The organism is Rothia terrae, from assembly GCF_012396615.1.
In the GTDB taxonomy this organism is placed as follows: Bacteria; Actinomycetota; Actinomycetes; order Actinomycetales; family Micrococcaceae; genus Rothia; species Rothia terrae.
Genome location: NZ_JAAXPV010000001.1, coordinates 16,216 through 38,131, shown reverse-complemented (window position 1 = coordinate 38,131; position 21,916 = coordinate 16,216). Strand labels below are relative to the sequence as shown.

Below are 21,916 nucleotides of genomic sequence, written 5' to 3'. Positions count from 1 at the left end.
GTGAAATGAGGGTTTCATCAGGCGCATAAAATATTTTTAGAAAATTTTTCCTGCTCATAATCCGCACGAATTCAAGGAACTTAGTATCTGAATCCAGATATTGTGAGCTAGCTCTACAGATTTTGATTTGCACGGGTTTAAAACCTCGTATAGAGTTATTACTCGTTGCGGCGATGACAACGAAGAAATTCGGAAGTCAGAGCAAAACATTGGGATATGGTGTAATTGGCAACACTACGGTTTCTGGTACCGTCATTCTAGGTTCGAGTCCTGGTATCCCAGCGAACAACTTGATTGTTGTTTCGGCCCCATCGTATAGCGGCCTAGTACTCCGCCCTCTCACGGCGGCAACACCGGTTCGAATCCGGTTGGGGTCACAGGCTCAAAAATCTCCTTCAGGAAACTGAGGGAGCTTTTTGTTTATCTCAAGAAAAACAATTGTCTCATTAGAGTTGCATATCACACCTTGTTGATTTGTGGTTCACAGATCATGCTTGGTAAGCTTTTACTCGTTGCTTTGAGCAACATACGGCCCCATCGTATAGCGGCCTAGTACTCCGCCCTCTCACGGCGGCAACACCGGTTCGAATCCGGTTGGGGTCACAGGCTCAAAAAGCTCCTTCAGGAAACTAAAGGAGCTTTTCTTGTTTAACCCCTCAAATGGTACGTATACGTGCGAAAATAGGGGAGTGCAGAAAGATTCAAATAACTTCACTCCGCAAGAATTCGAGGATGACGCGACGATGAGCGACCGACTCGCATCCGTCGACGACTCGGCGGTAGAAGAAACTAAAGTTTTAGACAATAGCTCAACGCTGAGCGGCGCAGTGCGCTTCACGGACGATGAGCCTACCGTTTCTTGGGAAGCTCAGGTAGCGCAAGCCCCCGCGTCCACGAGTGTTCAAGAGCATCTTGAGCAGGCACAGGAAACCACCGAAGACCTTCAGCAGGTTCGCACTGCAAACGCAATTTTGAAGGATCTCTCGTTCCCTCTACAAACCGCCTCTGTGGATGCTCAGAGAGCTCAGCAGCGCAAAACGGTAGCGCAACTTGATGACTACGTGTTGCCTAAGCTGGCATCCGTAGATTCACCGCTCACCGTAGTTGTCGGCGGTTCAACCGGCGCGGGCAAATCGACGCTGGTCAATACCTTAATCGGTAAACCCGTGACGCGCTCTGGAGCGATTCGCCCCACCACGCGTCAGCCTGTTCTTTTGCACCGCCCAGAGGACGCAGCATCCTACGCCCCAGAGCGCATTTTGCCGCACCTGGTAAGGGTTCACGCTGAGAACGGTAAACTGCCCGGTGCTGACCCGCATACAGGCGTAGACCAGCTGATTATGATGCCTGAAGAAGCTATTCCGTCGGGTATCGCATTGATTGATGCCCCAGATATCGACTCTATTTCTGAGGAGAATCGCAGACTTGCCAAGCAGCTTCTGTCAGCCGCTGATTTGTGGCTGTTCGTGACGACTGCAAACCGCTATGCAGATGCTGTGCCGTGGGAACTTCTCAATGAGGCCGCGAACCGCGATATCACCGTGGCAGTGGTTCTTAATCGTGTGCCAGAAGGTAGCGAAGATGAAATCGAAGAAGATCTGCGCCGTATGTTGGAAGAAGCGGGGATTCAAGCAGCCTTCCTTCTGACCGTCAGTGAGCAGGAACGCGATGAGCAGGGACTGATTTCATCGGCCGCTGTGCTTCCTCTTATCTATTGGCTGAGAGAGTTGGGGGCAGATTCCGCTCAGCGCTCAGCTATTGCCAAGAAGACGCTGGAAGGCGCACTCCGCTCAATTGCCGCTCAGACCAATACCCTGTATGAGGGTCAACAGGCGCAGTACGCAACGGCTGACCACCTCAAAAATGCCGTGTATTCGGCATATGACGAGGCCTTTCACACCATCCACGCATCGACCCAAGACGGCGCTCTACTGCGTGGAGAAGTGCTCTCACGCTGGCAGGATTTCGTAGGCACCGGCGAATTCTTCCGTAGCCTAGAAAGCGGTATCGGACGTCTGCGTGACCGCGTAGCAAGCATCCTGAAGGGCCAGCCCTCTCAGGCAGCGCCGGTTGAAGAGGCTCTTGAAGTGGGGCTTCACGCTGTCATTCTTGAAGAAGCTGCTAAAGCTGCTGAAGTTTCACAACGACGTTGGCTGGATGAACCTGCAGGTCGTGCCCTACTCAATGGCGAAGACCTAGGACGCATCCACGAAGGTTTTTCTGCCGATGTAGCTGATAGCATCCGTGCATGGCAGCAGGACATCATGGACCTCATCCAGCGAGAGGGAGCAGATAAGCGCCAGAAGGCACGTTTTATGTCGCTGGGCGTGAATGCAACCGCTGTTGTACTGATGGTGGCGGTCTTTTCGATGACCGGCGGTTTGACCGGTATTGAAGTGGGTATCGCCGGAGGATCTGGTATCGTCGGCCAGCGATTGCTCGAAGCGATTTTCGGTGAGGACGCTGTTCGTCGTATGGCTCACGAAGCTCGTGAGAATCTGGATACCCGTATCTCAGAGTTGCTCGCAGAACACCAGCTGCGCTTTATCGAACTTGTAGATTCTGTGGGCCTTGGTCCCGAACCGGAGCTGGTGCACTCAGCATCTCAAAACCTTGAAGTCGTTAGCCAGTCCATGAGCAAAGGAGCATAATGGCCCGCTTGGATAAAGACAGCTCACTCACTGCTCTTTCCCGAAAAGTCGAAGGCGTACACGCCGCCTGGGAACTGGGTCAGGGTCGCGTAGATCCTCAGGTACTTGAAGACGTCCAGCGCATTTTGGAGCGCACTTCCTCTCGTCGTGAGCTCTCTGCAGAACACACTGTGATTGGGTTCTTTGGCGCTACCGGCTCTGGTAAATCCACCCTTTTCAACGCGGTCGTTGGCAAGGAACTTGCCCGTTCGGCGACGCGCCGTCCTACGACGTCGACTGCTCAGGCAGCGGTCTGGGGAGAAGCTGGCAGTCAGGAGCTTTTGGACTGGTTGCAGGTCAAAAATGCAACCGTCATGGACGAAAGCGCTGAGGACGCCGTGGAAGCTCTCAACAGCGCTCAGGTGCCCGTAAAAACTGGTATTTGGAACAAGGTCAAGTCTTCGGTAGGACGCGGCTCAACCGTGACGGCGCACGGCGGGCTGATTCTGCTGGATTTGCCGGATTTTGACTCCATCGAAGCGTCCAACCGTGCCATTGTTGAGCGCATGGTATCGATGGTCGATGTGCTGGTGTGGGTTGTAGACCCGCAGAAGTACGCTGACGCTGTGATTCACGATGATTTCATTGCCCCTCTCTCCCAACATGGGGGAGTGATGCTTGCAGTGCTCAATCAGGCCGACCGGCTCGAGGAAGCTGAAATTCCGCATGTGCTGGATTCGCTGAAACTCCTTCTTGCTCAGGACGGTCTGAGCGGATCTTTGCTCGCACAGCCTTTAGCGGTGTCAGCCCGCACGGGTTACAACATCAATCGTTTGCGAGAGGTGCTGGGGCGAGTTGCCGTCGAAAAATCAGCTGCGGTTTCTCGCATCGCCGCTGATATTGACAGTGCTCGTGAAAATCTACAGCATCACGACGGTGGCGGTATGCCTGACGGAATTACCGGCACCAGCACCAGAACCCTGGAAAACAAGTTGTATTCAGCTTCCGGTGCACCGCAGGTTGTCAAAGCTGCCGGGGATACCTATAAGTTGCATGCGGCGCAGAGCACCGGATGGATTCCTACCCGCTGGTTGCTATCCATGCGTAAAGACCCGTTGAAGCGACTTCATCTTCACCAGGATCACGACGGCGAGCCCATTTCAAAGTCATCTCTGCCACCGCAAAGTGCCGGTCAGAAAGCTAACATGAGTTCGGCGTTGCGTGGTTTTGCATCAATGAGCTCAGAGGGTACAGGCGAGCCGTGGAGTCACAGTATTCGACAGGCAGCCCGTAGCCGCGAAGATGAGCTTCCCAATGCATTGGAACGCGCTATCGCAACCACCCATTACAGAGCCGAGAAAAAACAGTGGTGGTGGCACCTGTTCAACGCTATTCAGTGGATTGGAATCATTGGAGCGTTGGTGGGGCTTTTGTGGCTTACCGGTCTTTTTGTCGCGCAGTACTTTCAGATTCAATTACCTGAGCCTCCCACGGTTGAGGGGTTCCCGTTGCCGGTGCCTACGCTCTTAGTGGTGACTGGGCTGCTGTTGGGCGTTGTGATCGCAATGCTTGGCCGCTTGGTCACTGCAGTGGGCCACCGCATGTACGCTAAGAAGATTCAGCGACAAATTTTCGCCAATATTTCTGAAGTCGCGCAAAACTACGTGGTGCACCCCGTGCGTGAAGAACTAGACCGACGAGAGCGCTTTGTCGAGGCTCTAGACTCAGCGCGGGACTAAACACAAAAATTGCGGTCGCATCACATGATGCGACCGCAATTTTTTGTTAAAAACTACTCAAGGTGAGTTAGTTACGCAGGGCTTCGGTGAGCTGTGATGCTGCATCGCAGACAACCTCGGCGTAGAGACGGCCTGGCTGGCGCGTCAGTCGTTCAATAGGCCCTGAAATTGATACCGCTGCGATGACTTTGCCGGAGGGGCTTCTGACGGGGGCTGATACCGATGCGGTGCCGCGTTCGCGTTCGCCGATAGACTGAGCCCAGCCGCGTCGGCGGACCGCTGCGAGCATGGTTGCTGAGAATCGCGCGTTGCGTAGTCCTTCAACCAGGCGTGAGTGGTCTTCCCATGCCACGAGGATTTGTGCGGCAGATCCTGCTTTCATGGACAGCTGGGTTCCCACAGGAATGGTGTCGCGCAAACCGATAGGTCGTTCGGCTGACGCTACGCACACGCGCCAGTCACCTTGACGGCGGAAGACCTGCGCACTTTCGCCTGCAACATTGCGCAGATTATTGAGAATAGGACCGGAGGCTGCGATGAGTCGATCTTCTCCGGCAGCTGAAGCTAACTCGCCCATGCGAGGTCCGAGCATAAAGCGTCCTTGTATGTCGCGGGCTACGAACCGGTGATGCGCCAGGGCGACTGCCAAGCGGTGAGCGGTAGGACGCGCTAAGCCGGTAGCTTTTACCAACTGCGAGAGAGTGGCGGGGCCGGCTTCTAAGCAGTCCAAAATATATGCGGCTTTGTCGAGCACACCAACGCCTGATGAACGCATGGTGGGGGTATCTTCAAGCTCGCCTGGACCAGGAGCTACCTGTTGCGCAGACAGCGGGGCTGATAAATCTGATGATTGAGCTGGGGAATGCTGATATGGACGTGTGTTCATGACACCATGATGAAGTCTCATATTGTGATATGCAAGTTCAATCTATGGAAACACGTAATAAAACGGTTCAAAATAGTAATGAAAGAACCCCATCACACTGGAGGAAAACATGGCTGGTGACATTACCCATGCACCTCGCACCCTGGCTGAAAAAGTCTGGGACGCGCACACCGTCGTACGCGGAGAGGATGGCAAGCCCGACCTTCTCTACATCGATTTGCACCTGGTGCACGAAGTAACTTCACCTCAGGCATTTGAAGGCCTGCGCCTTGAAGGACGTCCCCTTCGCCGTGTTGATCTCACCATCGCAACCGAAGATCACAACACACCTACCCAAGATATTTTCTCGACCATCGCTGACATCACCTCGCGTACACAGATTGAGACTCTGCGCAAAAACGCTGAAGAGTTTGACGTTCGTATTCATTCACTGGGCGATTCTGAACAGGGCATTGTTCACGTTGTAGGTCCTCAGCTGGGCTTGACCATGCCGGGCATGACGGTGGTGTGCGGTGACTCGCATACCTCCACCCACGGCGCTTTTGGCGCGCTCGCATTCGGTATCGGCACCTCTGAAGTAGAGCACGTGATGGCTACCCAGACTTTGCCTCTTGCCCCCTTTAAAACCATGGCTATTAACGTTGATGGCACCCTTAAACCGGGAGTTACGGCAAAGGATATTATCCTCGCCGTGATTGCAAAAATCGGTACCGGTGGTGGTCAAGGCTATGTTCTTGAGTATCGCGGCTCTGCAATTGAGTCTCTGTCAATGGAAGGCCGTATGACCATATGCAACATGTCCATTGAGGCAGGTGCACGTGCCGGCATGGTGGCTCCCGATGAAACTACTTTCGAATACGTTAAAGGACGCGACCACGCGCCCAAGGGTGAACTGTGGGACGAGGCAGTTGAGTATTGGAAGTCGCTGAAGACAGATGATGGCGCAACCTATGATGCTGAAGTTTTTATTGACGCTAATGAGCTGGAGCCTTTCGTAACTTGGGGTACTAACCCCGGCCAAGGTGTGCCCCTGTCGCAGGCGGTGCCTGCCCCCGAAGATTTCGATGATGAAAGCTCGCAGAAGGCAGCATCTCGCGCTCTTGAGTACATGGACCTCACTGCTGGTACTCCCATGAAGGAAATCCCCGTGGATGTTGTCTTCTTGGGTTCGTGCACCAACTCGCGTCTTGAAGATTTGCGAGCTGCGGCAGAAATCGTCAAGGGCAAAAAAGCTGCCGATGGTGTACGCATGATGGTTGTCCCGGGCTCTCAGAAAGTGCGCGCTGCCGCTGAAGCTGAAGGCCTGGATCAAATCTTCAAGGATTTCGGTGCAGACTGGCGCTTTGCCGGTTGCTCCATGTGCTTGGGAATGAACCCCGACCAGTTGGCACCGGGCGAGCGATGCGCTTCCACTTCAAACCGTAACTTCGAAGGTCGCCAGGGTAAGGGCGGACGCACGCACCTGGTATCACCGCTGGTAGCTGCGGCAACTGCCATTCGCGGCACCCTGTCGTCACCGGCAGACCTGTAAAACTTCTCAAGAACGTAGACAAGGATTCCCGCACTTATGGAACCTATTAAAAAGCACACGGGCATTGGCGTACCGTTGCGTCAGTCCAACGTAGACACCGATCAGATTATCCCCGCTGTTTACTTAAAGCGCGTCACCAAGACAGGCTTTGAGGATGCCCTGTTCGCCGGATGGCGCAAAGATGAGAACTTTATTTTGAATCAAGAGCCGTATAACCGCGGTTCTGTGCTGGTTGCAGGCCCCGATTTCGGCACCGGTTCTTCTCGTGAGCACGCTGTGTGGGCTCTGAAGGACTATGGATTTCGCGTCGTAATTTCTGCACGATTTGCAGACATCTTCCGAGGTAACTCAGGAAAGCAGGGACTGGTTGCGGCGCAGGTTGCTCAAGATGATATTGAACTGATCTGGAAAGAACTGGAGAACAACCCCGGTACTGAAATTACCGTTGATCTTGAATCAAAGACTGTTGAGTGCGGCTCCTTGACCGTGCCCTTTGAGATTGATGAATACGTGCGCTGGCGACTGATGGAGGGGCTCGATGATATTGGGCTCACTCTGCAACATGAGGATGCGATTGCCGACTTTGAATCAAAGCGTCCAGCGTGGCTTCCTCGCACACAATAAACCGGTGCGATAATTGGCAATGTGCCGCTCCTTCGTTATTCAGTAACGGGGGAGCGGCATTGCTATAAAAACTAGAGGATGCGTGTTTGCTACTAGGTGAATAGACTAGGGCGAATTTCTCATTGTGGGATGCTCTCATAAAGCTTTTGAGTAAACTATGCTTATATTGCTACGCTTTGTGACCTCTCAAAATTAAATAGAAAGGTCACATAGTTTTTTCTAGATTTTGTACCTGTGACACAGTAAGTTCAAAGCTATAACCACAGGACACATCAACGATTGGATTTACATGACCAGCGCACTTCGTATTGAAGGTGGAACCCCACTGACCGGTGAGGTCAACGTTCGCGGAGCTAAAAACTTGGTTCCCAAAGCTATGGTTGCAGCTTTGCTGGGCTCAACCCCTTCAGTTTTGCGCAACGTACCTGAAATTAAAGACGTTCAGGTAGTGACCTCTTTGGTAGAACTGCACGGCGTTGCAGTTGATCTCGACAAAGAGACCGGCGACCTTCGCATGGATCCCAGCAACGTATCCGTAGCGCAGCACGCAGATATTGACGCGCACGCTGGCGATTCACGCATCCCGATTCTTTTGTGCGGCCCCTTGCTGCACACCATCGGTGAGGCTTTCATTCCTGACCTCGGTGGTTGCCGCATCGGTGATCGCCCGATCAACTACCACCTGCGCGTCCTTGAGGAATTCGGTGCACAGGTAGAGAAGTTGCCCACCGGTATCTCCATGAAGGCACCGGCAGGCGGCCTGAAGGGTGCATCCATCACTCTGCCTTACCCCTCCGTTGGTGCAACCGAGCAGGTTCTGCTGGCTGCAACCATGGCAGATGGCAAGACCGAGCTCAAGAACGCCGCCATCGAACCCGAGATCATGGACCTCATCGCAATCTTGCAGAAGATGGGCGCTATCATCACCGTTGAGACCGACCGCCAGATTATCATCGAAGGCGTTTCAGAACTCAAGGGTTACCAGCACGTCGCTCTTCCTGACCGCAATGAATCAGCGTCATGGGCGTCAGCTGCACTTGCAACCGGCGGTGACATCTTTGTTCGCAACGCTTCACAGAAGGACATGAGCACCTTCATCAACGTATACCGTAAGCTCGGTGGCGGTCTGGATATCCGCGAAGACGGTATTCGCTTCTACCACCCCGGTGGCGATTTGAATCCCTTGTTCGTTGAGACCAATGTTCACCCCGGATTTATGACCGACTGGCAGCAGCCCCTCGTGGTAGCGATGACTCAGGCTCAGGGTGTATCAGTGGTACACGAGACCGTGTACGAAAACCGTTTTGGCTTCACCGACGCTCTCGTTCGCATGGGCGCAACTGTTCAGTTGCACCGCGACTGCCTCGGCCCGACTCCGTGCCGCTTCGGTCACAAGAACTTCAAGCACTCCGCGATTATCACCGGTAAGAGCCAGTTGCACGGCACTGATATTCACGTGCCTGATCTGCGCGGTGGCTTCTCCCACATCATCGCAGCGCTCACTGCTGAAGGAACCTCAAACGTCACCGGCGTACAGGTTATTTCACGCGGCTATGAGCACTTTGTTGAGAAGCTTGAATCGCTCGGCGCTAACTTTGAGGTCGTGAAGTAACCTTCATGAACACTCAGCCAGCAAAGAAGAAGCAGCTTCCTGAACTCAAACCCACAGCGTGGGGTAATGCAGTGTACAAGATCGCGGGTAATACCCTACGCCCCTTGTACAACCTGGTGATTGATATCGAATTTCGCGGTATTGAAAAGCTGCCTGAAGGCGGTTGCATTGTGGTAGCTAACCACATCAGCGAAGTTGATCCGATTACTGTGGCTTACCCGCTGTTTAAAGAGGGAAAACTGCCTCGCTTTCTGGCCAAAGAGTCTTTGTTCCACGCACCCGTGTTGGGCTGGCTCATGCGCACTATCGCGCATGTGCCGGTCTCACGCGGGTCCGTGGATGCGCGCAAGTCTCTTGAAACTGCCCGCAACATTGTTGAAGCGGGCGGTTCAATCATCATTTACCCCGAAGGTACTTTGACTACAGACCCCGATCAGTGGCCTATGGTAGGACGCACCGGTGCGGCTCGGTTGGCTCTGGCTACCGGTGCTCCCGTTGTGCCTATTGCTCACTGGGGTGATCAGCAGTTTATGCCGCCTCACAGCAAACCCCGCTTTGGTAAGCGGCATAAAGTTGTTGTTGAAGTCGGGGACCCCATCGATTTTTCTGATCTGGTGACAGAGCAAAAGGCAGAGCGTTACTCACGCTCCGAGCTGATGGCCGTTACGGATCGCATGATGGATGCTGTCACTGCTGTTCTCGCAGATATCCGCGGGGAGAAAGCACCTGAAGGACGCTGGAATCCAAGCACCGGCGTCCGCGAGATTGCTCGTACTGAAAGCTAGGGGTTATCTCGTGCAAAATATCGCGCATAAAGTAGCTATTGTAGGTGCCGGCAGCTGGGGTACAGCCTTTGCGAAAATCGTGGCAGACACTGTTGAAACGCATGGCGCATCAACGGGCGTTGTGCTGTGGGGGCGCAATGCCGACGCTATGAGCGCGATGGCTGACACTAGAATCAATGAGCGGTATTTTCCCGGCGTAGTTTTGTCTCAAAGCATCGAATATACGGCTGATATTCAACATGCTCTGGCAGGTGCTGACATTGTTGTTCTTGCTGTTCCAGCCCAGTCACTAAGAGAGAACCTGCTGAAGTGGGGCAGCTTTCTAGAACCCCATGCCATTTTGGTTTCCCTCGCAAAAGGCCTTGAGCGAGGAACCGGCTATCGTATGTCTGAAGTCATTCAAGAGGTACTGACTCAGGTGTCGCCTGTGAACAGCAACGATATTTCAGGGCGAATCTGTGTGCTCTCTGGCCCCAACCTGGCTAAAGAAATTATTCAAGAAGAACCCACGGCATCAGTGGTTGCCGCATCGTCTGAGCAAACCGCTGAAAAAGTAGCCGCTATCTGCGCTAACAGCTACTTCCGTCCCTATACCAACACCGATATCGTCGGTGTAGAAATAGGTGGCCTGGTAAAAAACGTGATCGCTTTGTGCGTTGGTATTTGCGAAGGCAAAGACTACGGCGACAATTCCAAAGCATCCGTTATGACGCGTGGATTAGCCGAAACCACTCGTCTGGCACTTGCGCTTGGAGGAAAACTCGAGACGATGAGCGGTCTTGCCGGAATGGGCGATTTGATTGCAACCTGCTCATCACCGCTGTCTCGCAATCATATGGCGGGTAAGCATCTTGCCCAAGGCGTGAGCCCTGAAGATCTGGGCACCGTGATGACTCAAACGGCTGAATCTGTAAAAACCGCACCGGTGGTGGCCGAACTTGCTCAACGTCACGGCATCGAAATGCCCATTACCGAAGCCGTAGTAGCGGTTCTTCAGAATAGAATTACTGTTGATGAACTCGCGCCGAAGCTTTTGGGACGCGCTCTCAAATCAGAATCGGCTCACCTCTCACGTTCTTAGAAAGAGAGCTCAAGATTTATATGACTCACGCTGTTGATTCAAAGCCAACGGTCGCGCTTTTGTGCGGTGGACGCTCCTCAGAGCATTCCATCTCACTGATTACTGCTTGCGGTGTGCTCGGTGCTATTGACCACGAGAAATACAATGTGGTGACCATCGGTATCACTCGTGATGGAAAATGGTATCTCACCGATGAGAACCAGCTCAAAGATCTCACCACGCAAGAAGCGCTAGCAACCTTCCCTGAAGGCGGCCAGCAGGTCTTCTTGCCGCTGGGTGCAGGTGATAACCGCTTGCGACTGGTCAACGAAAACGATGAGCTAGAATACGGTGAGCCCATCGACGTCGTCTTTCCCCTGCTACATGGCCCGTTCGGCGAGGACGGTACCTTGCAGGGCTTGCTCGAAATGGCAGACCTCAAATATGTCGGTTGCGGTGTTACATCCTCAGCGGTAGCCATGGATAAGCACTTTATGAAGGTTGCTTTTGAGGCAGCAGGTCTTGAAGTCGGTCCCTACGAAGTTATCACGATGCGTCAGTGGGCAACCGATGCGCAGGGCGCTCGCGAGCGCATCGAAAAGTTGGGCTACCCGGTTTTCGTCAAGCCAGCCCGTGCAGGGTCGTCTTTCGGTATCACCAAGGTTGACTCGGCGGATCAGCTCGATGCAGCTATCGAAGAGGCTCACCGTTTTGACCCCAAGCTAGTTATTGAAGCGGGGATCGTAGGACGCGAAATTGAGTGCGCTGTACTTGATACCGCTGACAACGGTCGTCCGCGCGCATCCTACCCCGGCGAAATCGTAGTGCAGGACGTTGAACATAGTTTCTACGACTTCGAAGCGAAGTATGTTTCTAAGACATCCGCAACCACTCAGTGTCCGGCAGATTTGCCTGAGAGTGTCACCGAAAAAATGCGCGAACTGGCTGTTGAAGCGTTCTTGGCGGTCGATGGTGAGGGGCTGTCACGTGCTGACTTCTTCTACACTGAGGACGGACGCCTGGTGATTAATGAGGTGAACACTTTACCTGGCTTCACTCCGATTTCGATGTACAAGACGATGTGGGAGAACTCAGGTATTCAGTACCCGGATTTGATTGATGAGCTGATTACACTGGCTCTCAAGCGTCCTTTGGGTCTGCGCTAAGCTTTAGACATCGTATAAAAGGGAGGGCTCACTGCCAAAGTGAGCCCTCCCTTTTGTGTGCCTCAATATAAGGTTATTAGCTATGCCTGCGTGTCATCCATGTTCAAGCATTGTTGGCTCTGGTCAATCTGCTGTACCGCTGAATTAATTCCGCTCAGGAGCGTTGAGGATGGCACCTGGTCGGCGTTGAACGTTACTTGAATGGCTGGGGTTCTACCGAAGGTGGTAGCCGTCCAGGTGCCGGTCGCTGACTGCTCTGGAGAAACCCCTTGAGAATCAGCGTCTTCAGTCGGTTTGATGATCCAATCAACACCGTTGACTTCGGCACAGACATCTGTGACAGGTTGCTCAATGCTGACGCCGCATTTGACCACGATAGCGGTAGGGTCACCCCACGCTGAGGTTCCCTGCGCAGTGGTTTCGCGTTGTTTGAAACCAGCTAATTCATCGGGCATAGCAATCATGGCTTTGGCGCAATCAGGGTTAGCAGCATCCGGAGCGGCGTCAAGGTTTACAGAACTTGAGCAAGCAGTCAGAAGCAGACCGAAAGCACCCATACTTACAATTCGTTTAAGACCCACAGCATTCACCCCTCTATCCTAATACGAGATGAAGAAGGGGACCGACAAGGTTGGTTGAGGTGGTTCTGCTCATTGAGAGAAAAGAACGATGCGGGTATGCTAAACCAGTAATTCGTCAGGACGAAAGAGGTCTCTTCAGGTATGCGTAGTCTTAACCGAAGCTCTCTGGTAGCGGTAGCAGCGGGTTCTGTAGCTGCTGTAGCTGCTGTTGCATGCGGGGCGGGTGCATGGGCCGATCCTATTCAGCAGGGAGAGCAACTGGATTCTCCAGTGCTCGTACAGGAATCTGCGACGCCTGTTTCTCCGCAACCTTCTTCGACTGTTCTTGCCACACCGGTTGTTCCTACACCCGCAGAAGTGCCTACTTCTCAGCCCAGTACTGTCGCTCCTGCCGAATCTCCGGTGCCAGCTCCCTCCGTCACTGAGCCGGTGCCGAGTTCATCTGCCGGTGAGCCGACACCAACTTCTCCCGTTGACGAATCGCAGTCACCAGCTCCCTCTGACATTCCAACAGCTGCGCCTACCGTGAACCCGACTCCTGCTCCTACTGCGGAGTCGACAGATGTGCCCGGGGAAGAAACTCAGCTACCGGTTCCTGAAGAAAGCGATGAAGCCACGCAGACTCCAGTTCCTGACATAACCGGTGCTACAGCGGATCACCACCCGAGGGTTTCACCGAGTCCGGTAACTCCCGAACCCACTGAACACACTGTTGAGCCAGTGGCTCCGACTCCTACTATTGAGGCTACACACAATGAGCCGGTTCAGCCGGTTTCACCTGATTCGGTGGTTCCTCAACCAGCACCGTCCGTTGCACCAGAGCAACCGAGTAGCCCCAATGCGTCATTGCCGGTACCTGCCCCGAACGTTCCTCAAAATGACGTGAATCCAGCGCAGGTAGTTGCTCCGCGGTTCAGTATTCAGTCCTCACCGACTCACCAAGAAGCACCTGCACAACAGGTGCCCAGCTCAGAGCAGCTTCCTCAATCTGCTCACATTATTGAACAGGCCAATCGACCCTTGATGACATTCGGTGTGCAAAGCAAACCGGATGCACGCAACGACAAAACAGGTAATACTGTAGGTTCAACGCTAGGCTCAATTTTTCACGGCTCAGGAAGTTTGCAAGAAGGACAGATTCCCGGAGCGGCTGAATGGGTTAGTAGTTACTTGGATGCCACCGAACCTAAAGAACGTGGCCGACTAACTGCGGGCTCAAACTTTGGCGTAAACGGGGCTAAGGACACCAAGAGCGTAGCTGGCGGGTCTAATACTTACGGCAACGTGATGCGCGGCGAAAGTCTAATTTCTGGGTCTTTGCCTCTTGCCGCATTTAGTGCCCTTGCCCTTACCAGCATCGCTGTGATTATCCGAATCTTTATCGCTACCAATCGAAAGTCGTAGTCATGCCATCTGTTGACCGTGTTGAATCTAGTTCAGAGTCTGAGGTGCTGGCACGGTTCACGCCCACTTTATTGCAGCGGCAGCAATCGGTGCGTCAGGCTGGTTTCTCACACCTCATCGTGGGCCCTGGTGACGATGCCGCTGTGCTGGATTTACGCGGGGGACAGACAGTTGTTACCACTGACACGCAGGTGGAAAACCAAGACTTTCGTTGGCGGTGGCCCAGCGGGCTCACTACCACCGGGTATGACATTGGGTGGAAGGCCACCACACAAAATCTAGCTGATGTGGCGGCTATGGGTGCTCAGCCTGTCTCAATGGTGGTCTCTATTTCTTGCCCGAAATCATCCCCGGTGCAGTTTTTTGAAGATTTTGCTCAAGGAATGGTGGATGCCTGTGCCGCTCTTGGTGCTGAGGCCTGCACCGTCGCTGGTGGTGACCTTGGAACGTCCACGGAGCTTTCAGTAACCGTTACTGCACTGGGGCTGACGCCTCAGCCCGTTTTACGATCGGGGGCGCATGCGGGCGATCAGGTAGCTATTGCAGGAGCACTCGGCACAGCTGCTGCCGGGTTAGCGCTACTGGAAACTGAACAGTTACCCGATCTTGAAGAACCCGCCCTTGCGTGCATTGCTGCCCAGCAGCGTCCTCAATCACCGCTGAAAGCTGGCGAGAAAGCTCGACTAGCCGGAGCAACAGCGATGCTTGATGTATCTGATGGTCCGCTGAAAGATGCCTCGAGAATAGCCGATGCCTCTGGCATTACTATCGACTTTGAGACTGAAAGCCTGCGCCGGTTTATCACGCCCTTAGAGAATACTGCTTCTTTGCTCAGCAACTCACCGGAACATCTGGCTTTAGAATGGGTATTGACCGGCGGAGAAAATCATGGATTGCTTGCAACATTTCCTGCCGATGCTGAACTGCCAACTGAGTTCACCCGCATCGGCACGTGTCGCGAAAAACTAGATTCTGCCGTTACCGTTGATGGAGTATCTGTGGAGTCGAAAGGGTGGGACCATTTTGGACAGTCTATGGTGGAGGACCTGGCTGACTAGCGCGGAACAAGTTCTGTCTGATCGCGCGCAAGGTCTCAATGCTCTAAACCTTTTCCCGGTGCCCGATTCTGACACGGGTTCTAATATGGCGGGAACTCTAGCCCGTATTCGTGAGAGCCGCGAAAATAGTAGCTTCGCTGATTTCGCAGAGAGTGCTATGAACAACGCCCGTGGCAATTCAGGCACACTATTGAGTGTGTGGCTCAACAGTTTGGCTCCGTTTGTGCATGACGATGCACAATCAGCAGTCCGTTGTGTTGAAGGATTCGCTGCAGCTGCAAGGGTTGCTGAGAAGTCTTTATCGACTCCTGTCGAGGGCACAATGCTAACGGTGATGAAAGCTATCGGCAGTGTAAAGAATCTAGATGATGCCCGCGATTGCGCTGAACAGACAGTGCGAGAAACTACTTCAATACTTCCGGCATTAAGCGAAACCAATGTTGTGGATGCTGGTGCGCTGGGCTTTCTGTATGTCATCGATGCGTTAGCCCAAGTAGCCGGGCAACCGTCGCGGGCAGCTCGATACGATGCAGAATTTCTCACCGCACATCTGGCAGTAAAACATCGTCAGTCTCACGCGTCCAAAGACTCCGGTGTAGAAGTGATGGCAACTGTGACCGCAGATCTTCTGACCATGAGCACTTTGCGTAACTCTTTAGAAGCCATGGGAGATTCCTTGAGCATCGCGCGGGTAGGTAACGGTGAACCTGCGCGCTGGGCGGTACACGTGCACGTAACGACAGAAGAAGCCGCCATCTCTGCTCTTCAGGCAGCAGGTGAAGTCGAAAACCTACGTACTACCTCGTTGGGTCACTAATGTCAGACGAAACTACACCCGATACTGATTTTGAAACGCTTTTTGACCTGCCCGATACCGCGCGGTTAGAGAAGACGCCTCAGAGAACCCAGGACGCTCGCTCTATCAAGCGTGCTGAGTCTTCACATAAGAAACAGCCCGAGGTGACTCAACCTGATCTCTTAGCTGTTGCGCAGGAAATAACTCAGAGCAGCCCACATGAGCCCAAGAAACAGGCGACAGCGCGCCAAAAAACGCGTAAGCCTCGCCAGAGCAGTACCTCAAAAAACTCTAAAACCAAGGCTTCACAGAAGATTCAGGCCACTTCCAAGACAAAGACAAAATCCCGCAAACCAGCGCCATCAACGCGTCAGAAACAAAAACTCAGCCCCGAACAACAAGAAATAGCTAACAAGGTCAAAGAGGCGAAAGAACACTACAGCGAGGAAAACCGCCTCGAAAATGAGCCGCTCAAAAACTATCTTCACCATGCAACAGCTAAAAGCATAGCCACTCACCTGGGTATCTCCACTGTGGGGGAATTTCTAGAATATTACCCCCGCAAGTATTTACCTCGCGGTGAGCTCACCAGCTTTTCAGAGCTGGTCGAAGGTCAAGACGCGACCCTGCTAGCTAAAGTGCTCAGCGTCAGCACCAGAAACATGCACTCGCGTAGGGGATCGATCACCGAAATCACCATCACAGACCAGCTGGATGAAACCGACTCGACCCCCAGCACCGGTGGGTTTGGAGTGCAACCCGGGCGAGCCAACCAGGCGCATCCGCGCATTGCAGGCAACGCCTCAGGATACGCTGACACGTACGGCGCATTCCCCGGCTTTGAGCCGACGCTAGGCAGCTGGCAAGGTGGGGGATTCATCCGCAATCAGTCAACCATGACGCTGTCTTTTTTCAACGCTTGGACAGCGGCACGAGAAATCCATGCAGGCGATCATGTGATGTTCTCAGGAAAAGTGGGTGCCTACCGCGGTGAACTCACGCTGACAAACCCGCATTACGCAGTACTTGCCGGGGACGAAGACCTGACCGGCGCGTCCTCGCACGCTATCGAGCGCGCTAAAAATCGCGCCACGGCTCCCATTCCTGTCTATAAGGCTCCAGCCAAGTTACCCACCGACAGAATTGCAACTGCAATGGAGCAGGTACTTGACCGCGCCAAGTTATCAGAACTTGAAGATCCGCTGCCGGTCTCTGTTCGTCGTGCCCGCAAAATCCCATCACTAGCGTGGACGTATCGCGCTCTGCACACTCCCGATACCGAAGAAACGTGGCGCGCCGCTCACTACGCTTTGCGTTTTAGGGAAGCGTTTATCTTGCAGATCGCTCTTGCGAAGACTCGCGCTGCCCGTGCAGCACACGACACTGTTGCTCGCCCCGCAACCGCCAACGGGTACGCTAAGAAACTTCTACAGCTTCTGCCTTACAACCTCACCGAAGGTCAGTACAGAGTTGGGGAGCAGATTGCCCACGATCTCGCATCCTCCACTCCGATGAACCGGTTGCTGCAAGGTGATGTTGGGTCAGGTAAAACCGTTGTAGCTTTGCGTGCCATGCTCCAGGTGGCTGATAATCACGCGCAATCAGCGATGCTAGCCCCCACCGAGGTTTTGGCGGAGCAACACTATAATTCCGTGTGCGCTATTTTGGGTGACCTCTTGGTGAGCGAGAAGAATCCGCACGGTATTCATGTGGTTCTGCTCAAAGCCTCACTGCCTGCTCGCGAGAAAAAACAGGTGTTAGCTGATATGGCATCGGGTGCTGCCCATATCGTTATCGGTACCCACGCCCTCTTAGCGCATAATGTGCAATTTGCTGATCTCGGCATGGTCGTGGTGGACGAACAGCATCGTTTTGGTGTGGAACAGCGCGATGCCTTGCGCGGACCGAACGGAGCATTGCCCCACCGACTCGTCATGACAGCAACCCCCATTCCGCGTACCGTTGCTATGACCGTTTTTGGTGACCTTGACACCTCAGTACTTGATCAGCTTCCTGCCGGACGCCAGAAAATCACTACGCATGTGGTGCCTCTTGCCGAAAAACCAGCGTGGCGCGATAGGCTCTGGCAGCGCGCACGTGAAGAGGTAGACGCCGGTCACCAGGTCTACGTGGTTGTGCCCAAAATTGGTCAGGATGATTCTTCGGTCGGCGATGACGGCAGCACTTTGCTGGGTACGGATTCTCAGGAGAAATCACGAGATCCGCTCACTTCGGTCAGCTCTATGTTTGAAGAGCTGACATCGGTGGATGCTTTGGCAGGAACTCGCATCGAGGTTCTGCACGGCAAAATGGATACGTCGGCTAAATCCGATGTAATGTCTCGTTTTGATGCCGGTGACATTGATATTTTGGTGTCGACTACTGTCATTGAGGTGGGCGTGAACGTTCCTAACGCTACGCTCATGATTATTATGGACGCTGACCGGTTTGGCATTTCTGGTCTTCATCAGCTTCGCGGTCGTATTGGTCGTGGAACCTTGCCCGGTACCTGCCTGCTCGTGACTAAGCAGAACTCCGATGGTATTTCCAGAGAGAGGCTCGCAGCGTTGGCTTCTACCACCGATGGTTTTGAGCTTTCAAAGATCGACTTAGAGCAAAGACGCGAGGGGGATATCTTGGGTGCTGCTCAGTCCGGTAAGAAGACTACGCTCAAGTTGTTACGAGCTTTGACGGATGCTTCTCTCATTGCAAAAGCCCGTGAAGATGCCAGAGCGCTCGTTGAAAAGGATCCAACGCTTGCTCGCCATCCAGATATTGCCCGGACATTGGAACGCGCGCTAGATGCTGATTCTGAGGCATTTTTGGGCCGCGGTTAGAATGATGGAATACGTTCACGAGAGGATTGTGTTTTGAGCCGAATTATTGCAGGTATTGCCGGTGGTCAACGTTTAGCTAATGTTCCGGGTGACAACACGCGTCCAACGACAGACCGCGTGAAAGAGGCTCTTTTTTCTCGGTTGGATGCGTACGAGGTGCTTGAAGATGCTCGAGTGCTCGATTTGTTTGGTGGCTCGGGAGCTTTAGGCTGTGAGGCTTTATCGCGCGGTGCCACCCATGTTGATTTTGTGGATCATTATCCCAAAGCTATTACGGCGATTGAGAAGAACGCAGCATTGCTGGGTAAGTCGGTGAGTGGTACGTCAAAGGTTCACAAGATGACCGCCGCATCGTTCACGGAGCACTACACGGGGGCACCCTTCGACGTGGTTTTTATTGATCCGCCGTATGCCGTCTCTAACGACGATATCTATTTACTGTTGGAAAAACTAACTGCCCATGTGGTGGAGGGTAGCGTGATTGTTCTTGAACGATCCACTCGCAGCGAAGAACCTTTACTTCCGCAAGGGCTAGAGCGGTTTGCGACTAAGCAGTATGGCGAGACAACGCTGTGGTACGTCGAACCTGTAGAGCCAGAAAATTCTTGAGAATAAAAAACCGGTAGTAGATCAGATGCGTACCACCGGTTTTTCTGATGACAATTTAGTTTTTGCTCGCTTTAGCGCGAATTAAATCAAGGGCTAAGACTGTGCCAAAAATCGCCAAACGAACCTCTGGCGGCGCACCGGGGTCGAGCTCAATGTTGTACCTGCTGCGTCCCATCAACCCTTTGCCCATTCCAGCCCATGCACGTGAAACGGCCGCGGCACGATGGGTGCCCGCCAGGACATCGAAGTCGAACTTTAGCGGCGACCCCTGCAACGTCAAAATAAGCCCCTGCGCCATTTCAACGGTGACCTTTGTTGAGAACAAAGCAATATTTTGCACCACCGAAGCTAGGCGCTCGCCGTTACCGCTGTAAATCTCAAAGCGGTCGCGTCCAAACGTTATTTCGCCGTTTAATTTGAGGTAGACCAGACCGTCAGCGCCGATGAGATCGAAATTTCGGCTGCCCATGACCATACGCGAGAGACCATCGCCTTGAGTGACAAAATCACCTAAGACTTGCTCTGCGCTGTTCTGGATCTGAAAATCATTGCTCATGAAACCGCTCGTTTGTTGGAAAATAAGCGAGTTTTCTGTCAGAAGTGCGGGAAGGTTGTAGTGTTCATTCATGGTTTAACCCTAACGTACTTTGTAGATGTGCATCACAAATCAATGGTTTAAGTCTGCTAGGGCTAGCTAAGAGTCTTCAAACGATCAACCGCTGCATCAAGCACTTCAGGCCGCTTACAAAAGGCGAACCTGACCCAGGTCGATACCGCCGGTTTATAGTTCTTCGTCGCAAAGGCCGTGAGCGGAACAACCGCTACGCCTGCTTCACGCGGCAACACGGTGGCTAGCTCTACCGCGTCCTTAGCACCCATCTTTTCGAGTAGATCGGTGGCATCGGCAACGGCGAAGAAAGTGCCCTGCGGTTTTTGCATCTTCCAGGCAGTGTTATCTAAACCGTGCAACAGAATATCGCGTTGTTGCTGGTAAGCGACTTTCAGCCCGTCATAGAAGGATGCGGGTGAGTTTAGTGCCGCCGCGGCGCCTACTTGTAGGGGAGCAGCTGCTGAATGCGAAAAATATCCTTTGACAATTTTCAGGGCTGAAATGAGATGCTGTGGCCCGGTCACCCAGCCGATTCTCCAGCCGGTTGCTGAACAGGTTTTAGAGATGGCAGATACAAACAGCGTTCGGTCTTTAGCTTCTGGAATCAGAAAAATTGGCGAGAACTTTTGGTGATCAAAAGTGAGATGCTCGTAGACCCCATCTTGAAGAATCAGCGCGTCGTGCTCAGCAGTCAGCTGGGCTATTTTATGTTTCGTCTGAGGCGAGAAAACAGTGCCGGTGGGGTTGTGAGGGTCGTTGAAAATCACCATGCGAGTGCGCTGTGAAAAGGCATTTTCCAATGCATCCAAGTCGGGATCGAACGTCGGTGGCACAAGCGGCACCGTTTTTATCACTGCACCGGCCTGGGCGATGGCTGCGGGGTAGATGTCATAGAAAGGTTCAAAAACTATGACTTCATCACCGGGCCGCACGAAAGCGGCAACGGCGGAAGCGATGGCTTCTGACGCGCCTGCCGTGATAAGAACGCAGTCGGTTGATAGTGAATCGTTGTAAAAGCGATGCTGATGGGTGGCAACGGCTTTGCGCAAAGCCTCATCCCCGGCGATGGTTGCGTATTGATTTTTCCCCTCTGCAATAGCGTCCTGTGCCGCCTGAAGCATCGCTGAGGGGCCATCGGTATCTGGAAAGCCCTGCCCTAAATTGATGGCATCGTATTGATGAGCCAGCGCAGACATTTCTTCAAAGATAGTTGAGGTCTGTTGCCCAGTTTCACTCAGCAGGCCGGTGGCGCGGCCTACGTGTTCGTACGGGAAAATCATAAGGGGACTCCTCACGCCAAGACATGTACATTATTGAAGAACTTTGCAACACTTGCCGGCTGCTGCCTTCTGGGATTTTTAAGGCACTGTTAGTCTTATTATCATGCAATTAGTTGTTTGCCCCGGTTCTTTCGACCCCATTCACAATGGGCACGTTGAAATTATTACCCGCGCCGCCAAGATCTACGGTTCAGTGCTCGTAGCTGTAGCCCATAACTCTGCCAAAAAATACCGATTCTCGCTCGAGGAGCGGGTTGCAATGGCGCAAGAAACTTTTGAGTATCTTGACGGCGTGCGCGTTGAAGCCATGCCTCAGGATGCGTTGCTAGCGGACTATGTGCGCGCGCAGGGTTCTACATTGATGATCAAGGGCCTGCGCAATAGCCAAGACTTTGAATATGAAGCTCCCATGGCAAGCATGAACCGTCATATCTCCGGTGTTGAAACTAGCTTCTTGGTAGGTGACACCAAATGGACTCACCTGTCATCCACCATCGTCAAAGAAGTAGCATCCTACGACGGCAATATCACCGCATTTGTGCCGCGGTCTGTACAGCGAGCATTTGGGCAACTCAACTAAGTAATGCGCACAGGCAGTGGTAATGACACCGCATATCACTAGGATGAGGTTAACCCCACACCACCTAGCGTTGCACTGCATAAATTAACGTGGAATGCTTGTAGTGCTCACTTTTTATATCTAAAATA

General features: G+C 53.2%; 18 protein-coding genes and 3 tRNA genes. 17 read left to right on the top strand and 4 right to left on the bottom strand.

Going from position 1 to position 21,916, the window contains the following annotated elements:
• Positions 1 to 210 precede the first annotated feature (210 nt).
• From HF984_RS00165 to HF984_RS00145, 5 genes are all read left to right on the top strand, one after another.
• Positions 211 to 282 (top strand) — tRNA-Gln (locus HF984_RS00165).
• A gap of 22 nt (positions 283 to 304) precedes the next feature.
• Positions 305 to 377: transfer RNA gene (locus tag HF984_RS00160), tRNA-Glu, on the top strand.
• Positions 378 to 530: 153 nt separating this feature from the next.
• Positions 531 to 603 (top strand) — tRNA-Glu (locus tag HF984_RS00155).
• Positions 604 to 644: 41 nt separating this feature from the next.
• A complete protein-coding gene (locus HF984_RS00150; protein ID WP_247596376.1) occupies positions 645 to 2,651 on the top strand; it encodes a dynamin family protein in 2,007 nt (668 codons plus the stop codon).
• Positions 2,651 to 4,369: a dynamin family protein gene (locus HF984_RS00145; protein WP_168613661.1), complete on the top strand. Its 1,719-nt coding sequence runs from the start codon at positions 2,651 to 2,653 to the stop codon at positions 4,367 to 4,369. The genes HF984_RS00150 and HF984_RS00145 overlap by 1 nt, the downstream gene beginning before the upstream one ends.
• Positions 4,370 to 4,436: 67 nt before the next feature.
• On the opposite strand, the gene HF984_RS00140 is transcribed toward HF984_RS00145, so the two are convergent.
• Complete coding sequence (locus tag HF984_RS00140; protein WP_168613842.1) at positions 4,437 to 5,144, bottom strand: IclR family transcriptional regulator; 708 nt, start codon at positions 5,142 to 5,144, stop codon at positions 4,437 to 4,439.
• Between the two features lie 220 nt (positions 5,145 to 5,364).
• Between HF984_RS00140 and leuC the strand changes: the two genes are divergently transcribed.
• The 6 genes from leuC to HF984_RS00110 all read left to right on the top strand — a co-directional run bounded on the left by leuC (position 5,365) and on the right by HF984_RS00110 (position 12,033).
• On the top strand, positions 5,365 to 6,786 hold the full coding sequence (leuC, locus tag HF984_RS00135) for a 3-isopropylmalate dehydratase large subunit (protein WP_168613660.1): 1,422 nt from the start codon (positions 5,365 to 5,367) through the stop codon (positions 6,784 to 6,786).
• A 36-nt stretch (positions 6,787 to 6,822) separates the two neighbouring features.
• Positions 6,823 to 7,410, top strand: a complete 588-nt coding sequence (leuD, locus tag HF984_RS00130; protein WP_168613659.1) for a 3-isopropylmalate dehydratase small subunit — start codon at positions 6,823 to 6,825, stop codon at positions 7,408 to 7,410.
• Between the two features lie 289 nt (positions 7,411 to 7,699).
• Positions 7,700 to 9,022 carry a UDP-N-acetylglucosamine 1-carboxyvinyltransferase gene (gene murA / locus HF984_RS00125; RefSeq protein ID WP_168613658.1) on the top strand — a complete coding sequence of 441 codons (1,323 nt, stop codon included), beginning with the start codon at positions 7,700 to 7,702 and terminating at the stop codon, positions 9,020 to 9,022.
• Positions 9,023 to 9,027: 5 nt separating this feature from the next.
• A complete protein-coding gene (locus HF984_RS00120; protein ID WP_168613657.1) occupies positions 9,028 to 9,807 on the top strand; it encodes a lysophospholipid acyltransferase family protein in 780 nt (259 codons plus the stop codon).
• A gap of 10 nt (positions 9,808 to 9,817) precedes the next feature.
• Positions 9,818 to 10,888 (top strand): NAD(P)H-dependent glycerol-3-phosphate dehydrogenase, encoded by a 1,071-nt coding sequence (locus HF984_RS00115; protein ID WP_311241669.1) that lies wholly within the window; start codon positions 9,818 to 9,820, stop codon positions 10,886 to 10,888.
• A 20-nt stretch (positions 10,889 to 10,908) separates the two neighbouring features.
• Complete coding sequence (locus tag HF984_RS00110) at positions 10,909 to 12,033, top strand: D-alanine--D-alanine ligase family protein (protein ID WP_168613655.1); 1,125 nt, start codon at positions 10,909 to 10,911, stop codon at positions 12,031 to 12,033.
• Between the two features lie 80 nt (positions 12,034 to 12,113).
• On the opposite strand, the gene HF984_RS00105 is transcribed toward HF984_RS00110, so the two are convergent.
• A complete protein-coding gene (locus HF984_RS00105) occupies positions 12,114 to 12,590 on the bottom strand; it encodes a DUF3515 domain-containing protein (protein ID WP_168613654.1) in 477 nt (158 codons plus the stop codon).
• A 165-nt stretch (positions 12,591 to 12,755) separates the two neighbouring features.
• On the opposite strand from HF984_RS00105, the gene HF984_RS00100 reads away from it, so the two are divergent.
• The 5 genes from HF984_RS00100 to rsmD are packed head-to-tail and all read left to right on the top strand — an operon-like array spanning position 12,756 to position 19,318.
• Entirely contained in the window at positions 12,756 to 14,018 is a 1,263-nt protein-coding gene (locus HF984_RS00100; RefSeq protein WP_168613653.1) for a hypothetical protein, read from the top strand.
• Positions 14,019 to 14,020: 2 nt separating this feature from the next.
• Positions 14,021 to 15,076 carry a thiamine-phosphate kinase gene (gene thiL / locus HF984_RS00095; protein WP_168613652.1) on the top strand — a complete coding sequence of 352 codons (1,056 nt, stop codon included), beginning with the start codon at positions 14,021 to 14,023 and terminating at the stop codon, positions 15,074 to 15,076.
• A complete protein-coding gene (locus tag HF984_RS00090; protein ID WP_228008235.1) occupies positions 15,006 to 15,893 on the top strand; it encodes a DAK2 domain-containing protein in 888 nt (295 codons plus the stop codon). Before thiL ends, HF984_RS00090 begins: the two co-directional genes overlap by 71 nt.
• Positions 15,893 to 18,709: an ATP-dependent DNA helicase RecG gene (locus tag HF984_RS00085; protein ID WP_168613650.1), complete on the top strand. Its 2,817-nt coding sequence runs from the start codon at positions 15,893 to 15,895 to the stop codon at positions 18,707 to 18,709. The genes HF984_RS00090 and HF984_RS00085 overlap by 1 nt, the downstream gene beginning before the upstream one ends.
• A 33-nt stretch (positions 18,710 to 18,742) precedes the next feature.
• Complete coding sequence (gene rsmD, locus HF984_RS00080; protein WP_168613649.1) at positions 18,743 to 19,318, top strand: 16S rRNA (guanine(966)-N(2))-methyltransferase RsmD; 576 nt, start codon at positions 18,743 to 18,745, stop codon at positions 19,316 to 19,318.
• A gap of 55 nt (positions 19,319 to 19,373) precedes the next feature.
• On the opposite strand, the gene HF984_RS00075 is transcribed toward rsmD, so the two are convergent.
• The gene (locus HF984_RS00075) at positions 19,374 to 19,946 is read right to left on the bottom strand and encodes an LURP-one-related/scramblase family protein (protein ID WP_486374867.1); all 573 of its coding nucleotides are present in this window, start codon (positions 19,944 to 19,946) and stop codon (positions 19,374 to 19,376) included.
• A 62-nt stretch (positions 19,947 to 20,008) separates the two neighbouring features.
• A complete protein-coding gene (locus HF984_RS00070) occupies positions 20,009 to 21,208 on the bottom strand; it encodes an aminotransferase class I/II-fold pyridoxal phosphate-dependent enzyme (protein ID WP_168613647.1) in 1,200 nt (399 codons plus the stop codon).
• A gap of 103 nt (positions 21,209 to 21,311) precedes the next feature.
• Between HF984_RS00070 and coaD the strand changes: the two genes are divergently transcribed.
• Positions 21,312 to 21,788 carry a pantetheine-phosphate adenylyltransferase gene (gene coaD / locus HF984_RS00065; protein ID WP_168613646.1) on the top strand — a complete coding sequence of 159 codons (477 nt, stop codon included), beginning with the start codon at positions 21,312 to 21,314 and terminating at the stop codon, positions 21,786 to 21,788.
• The last annotated feature ends 128 nt before the right edge of the window (positions 21,789 to 21,916 follow it).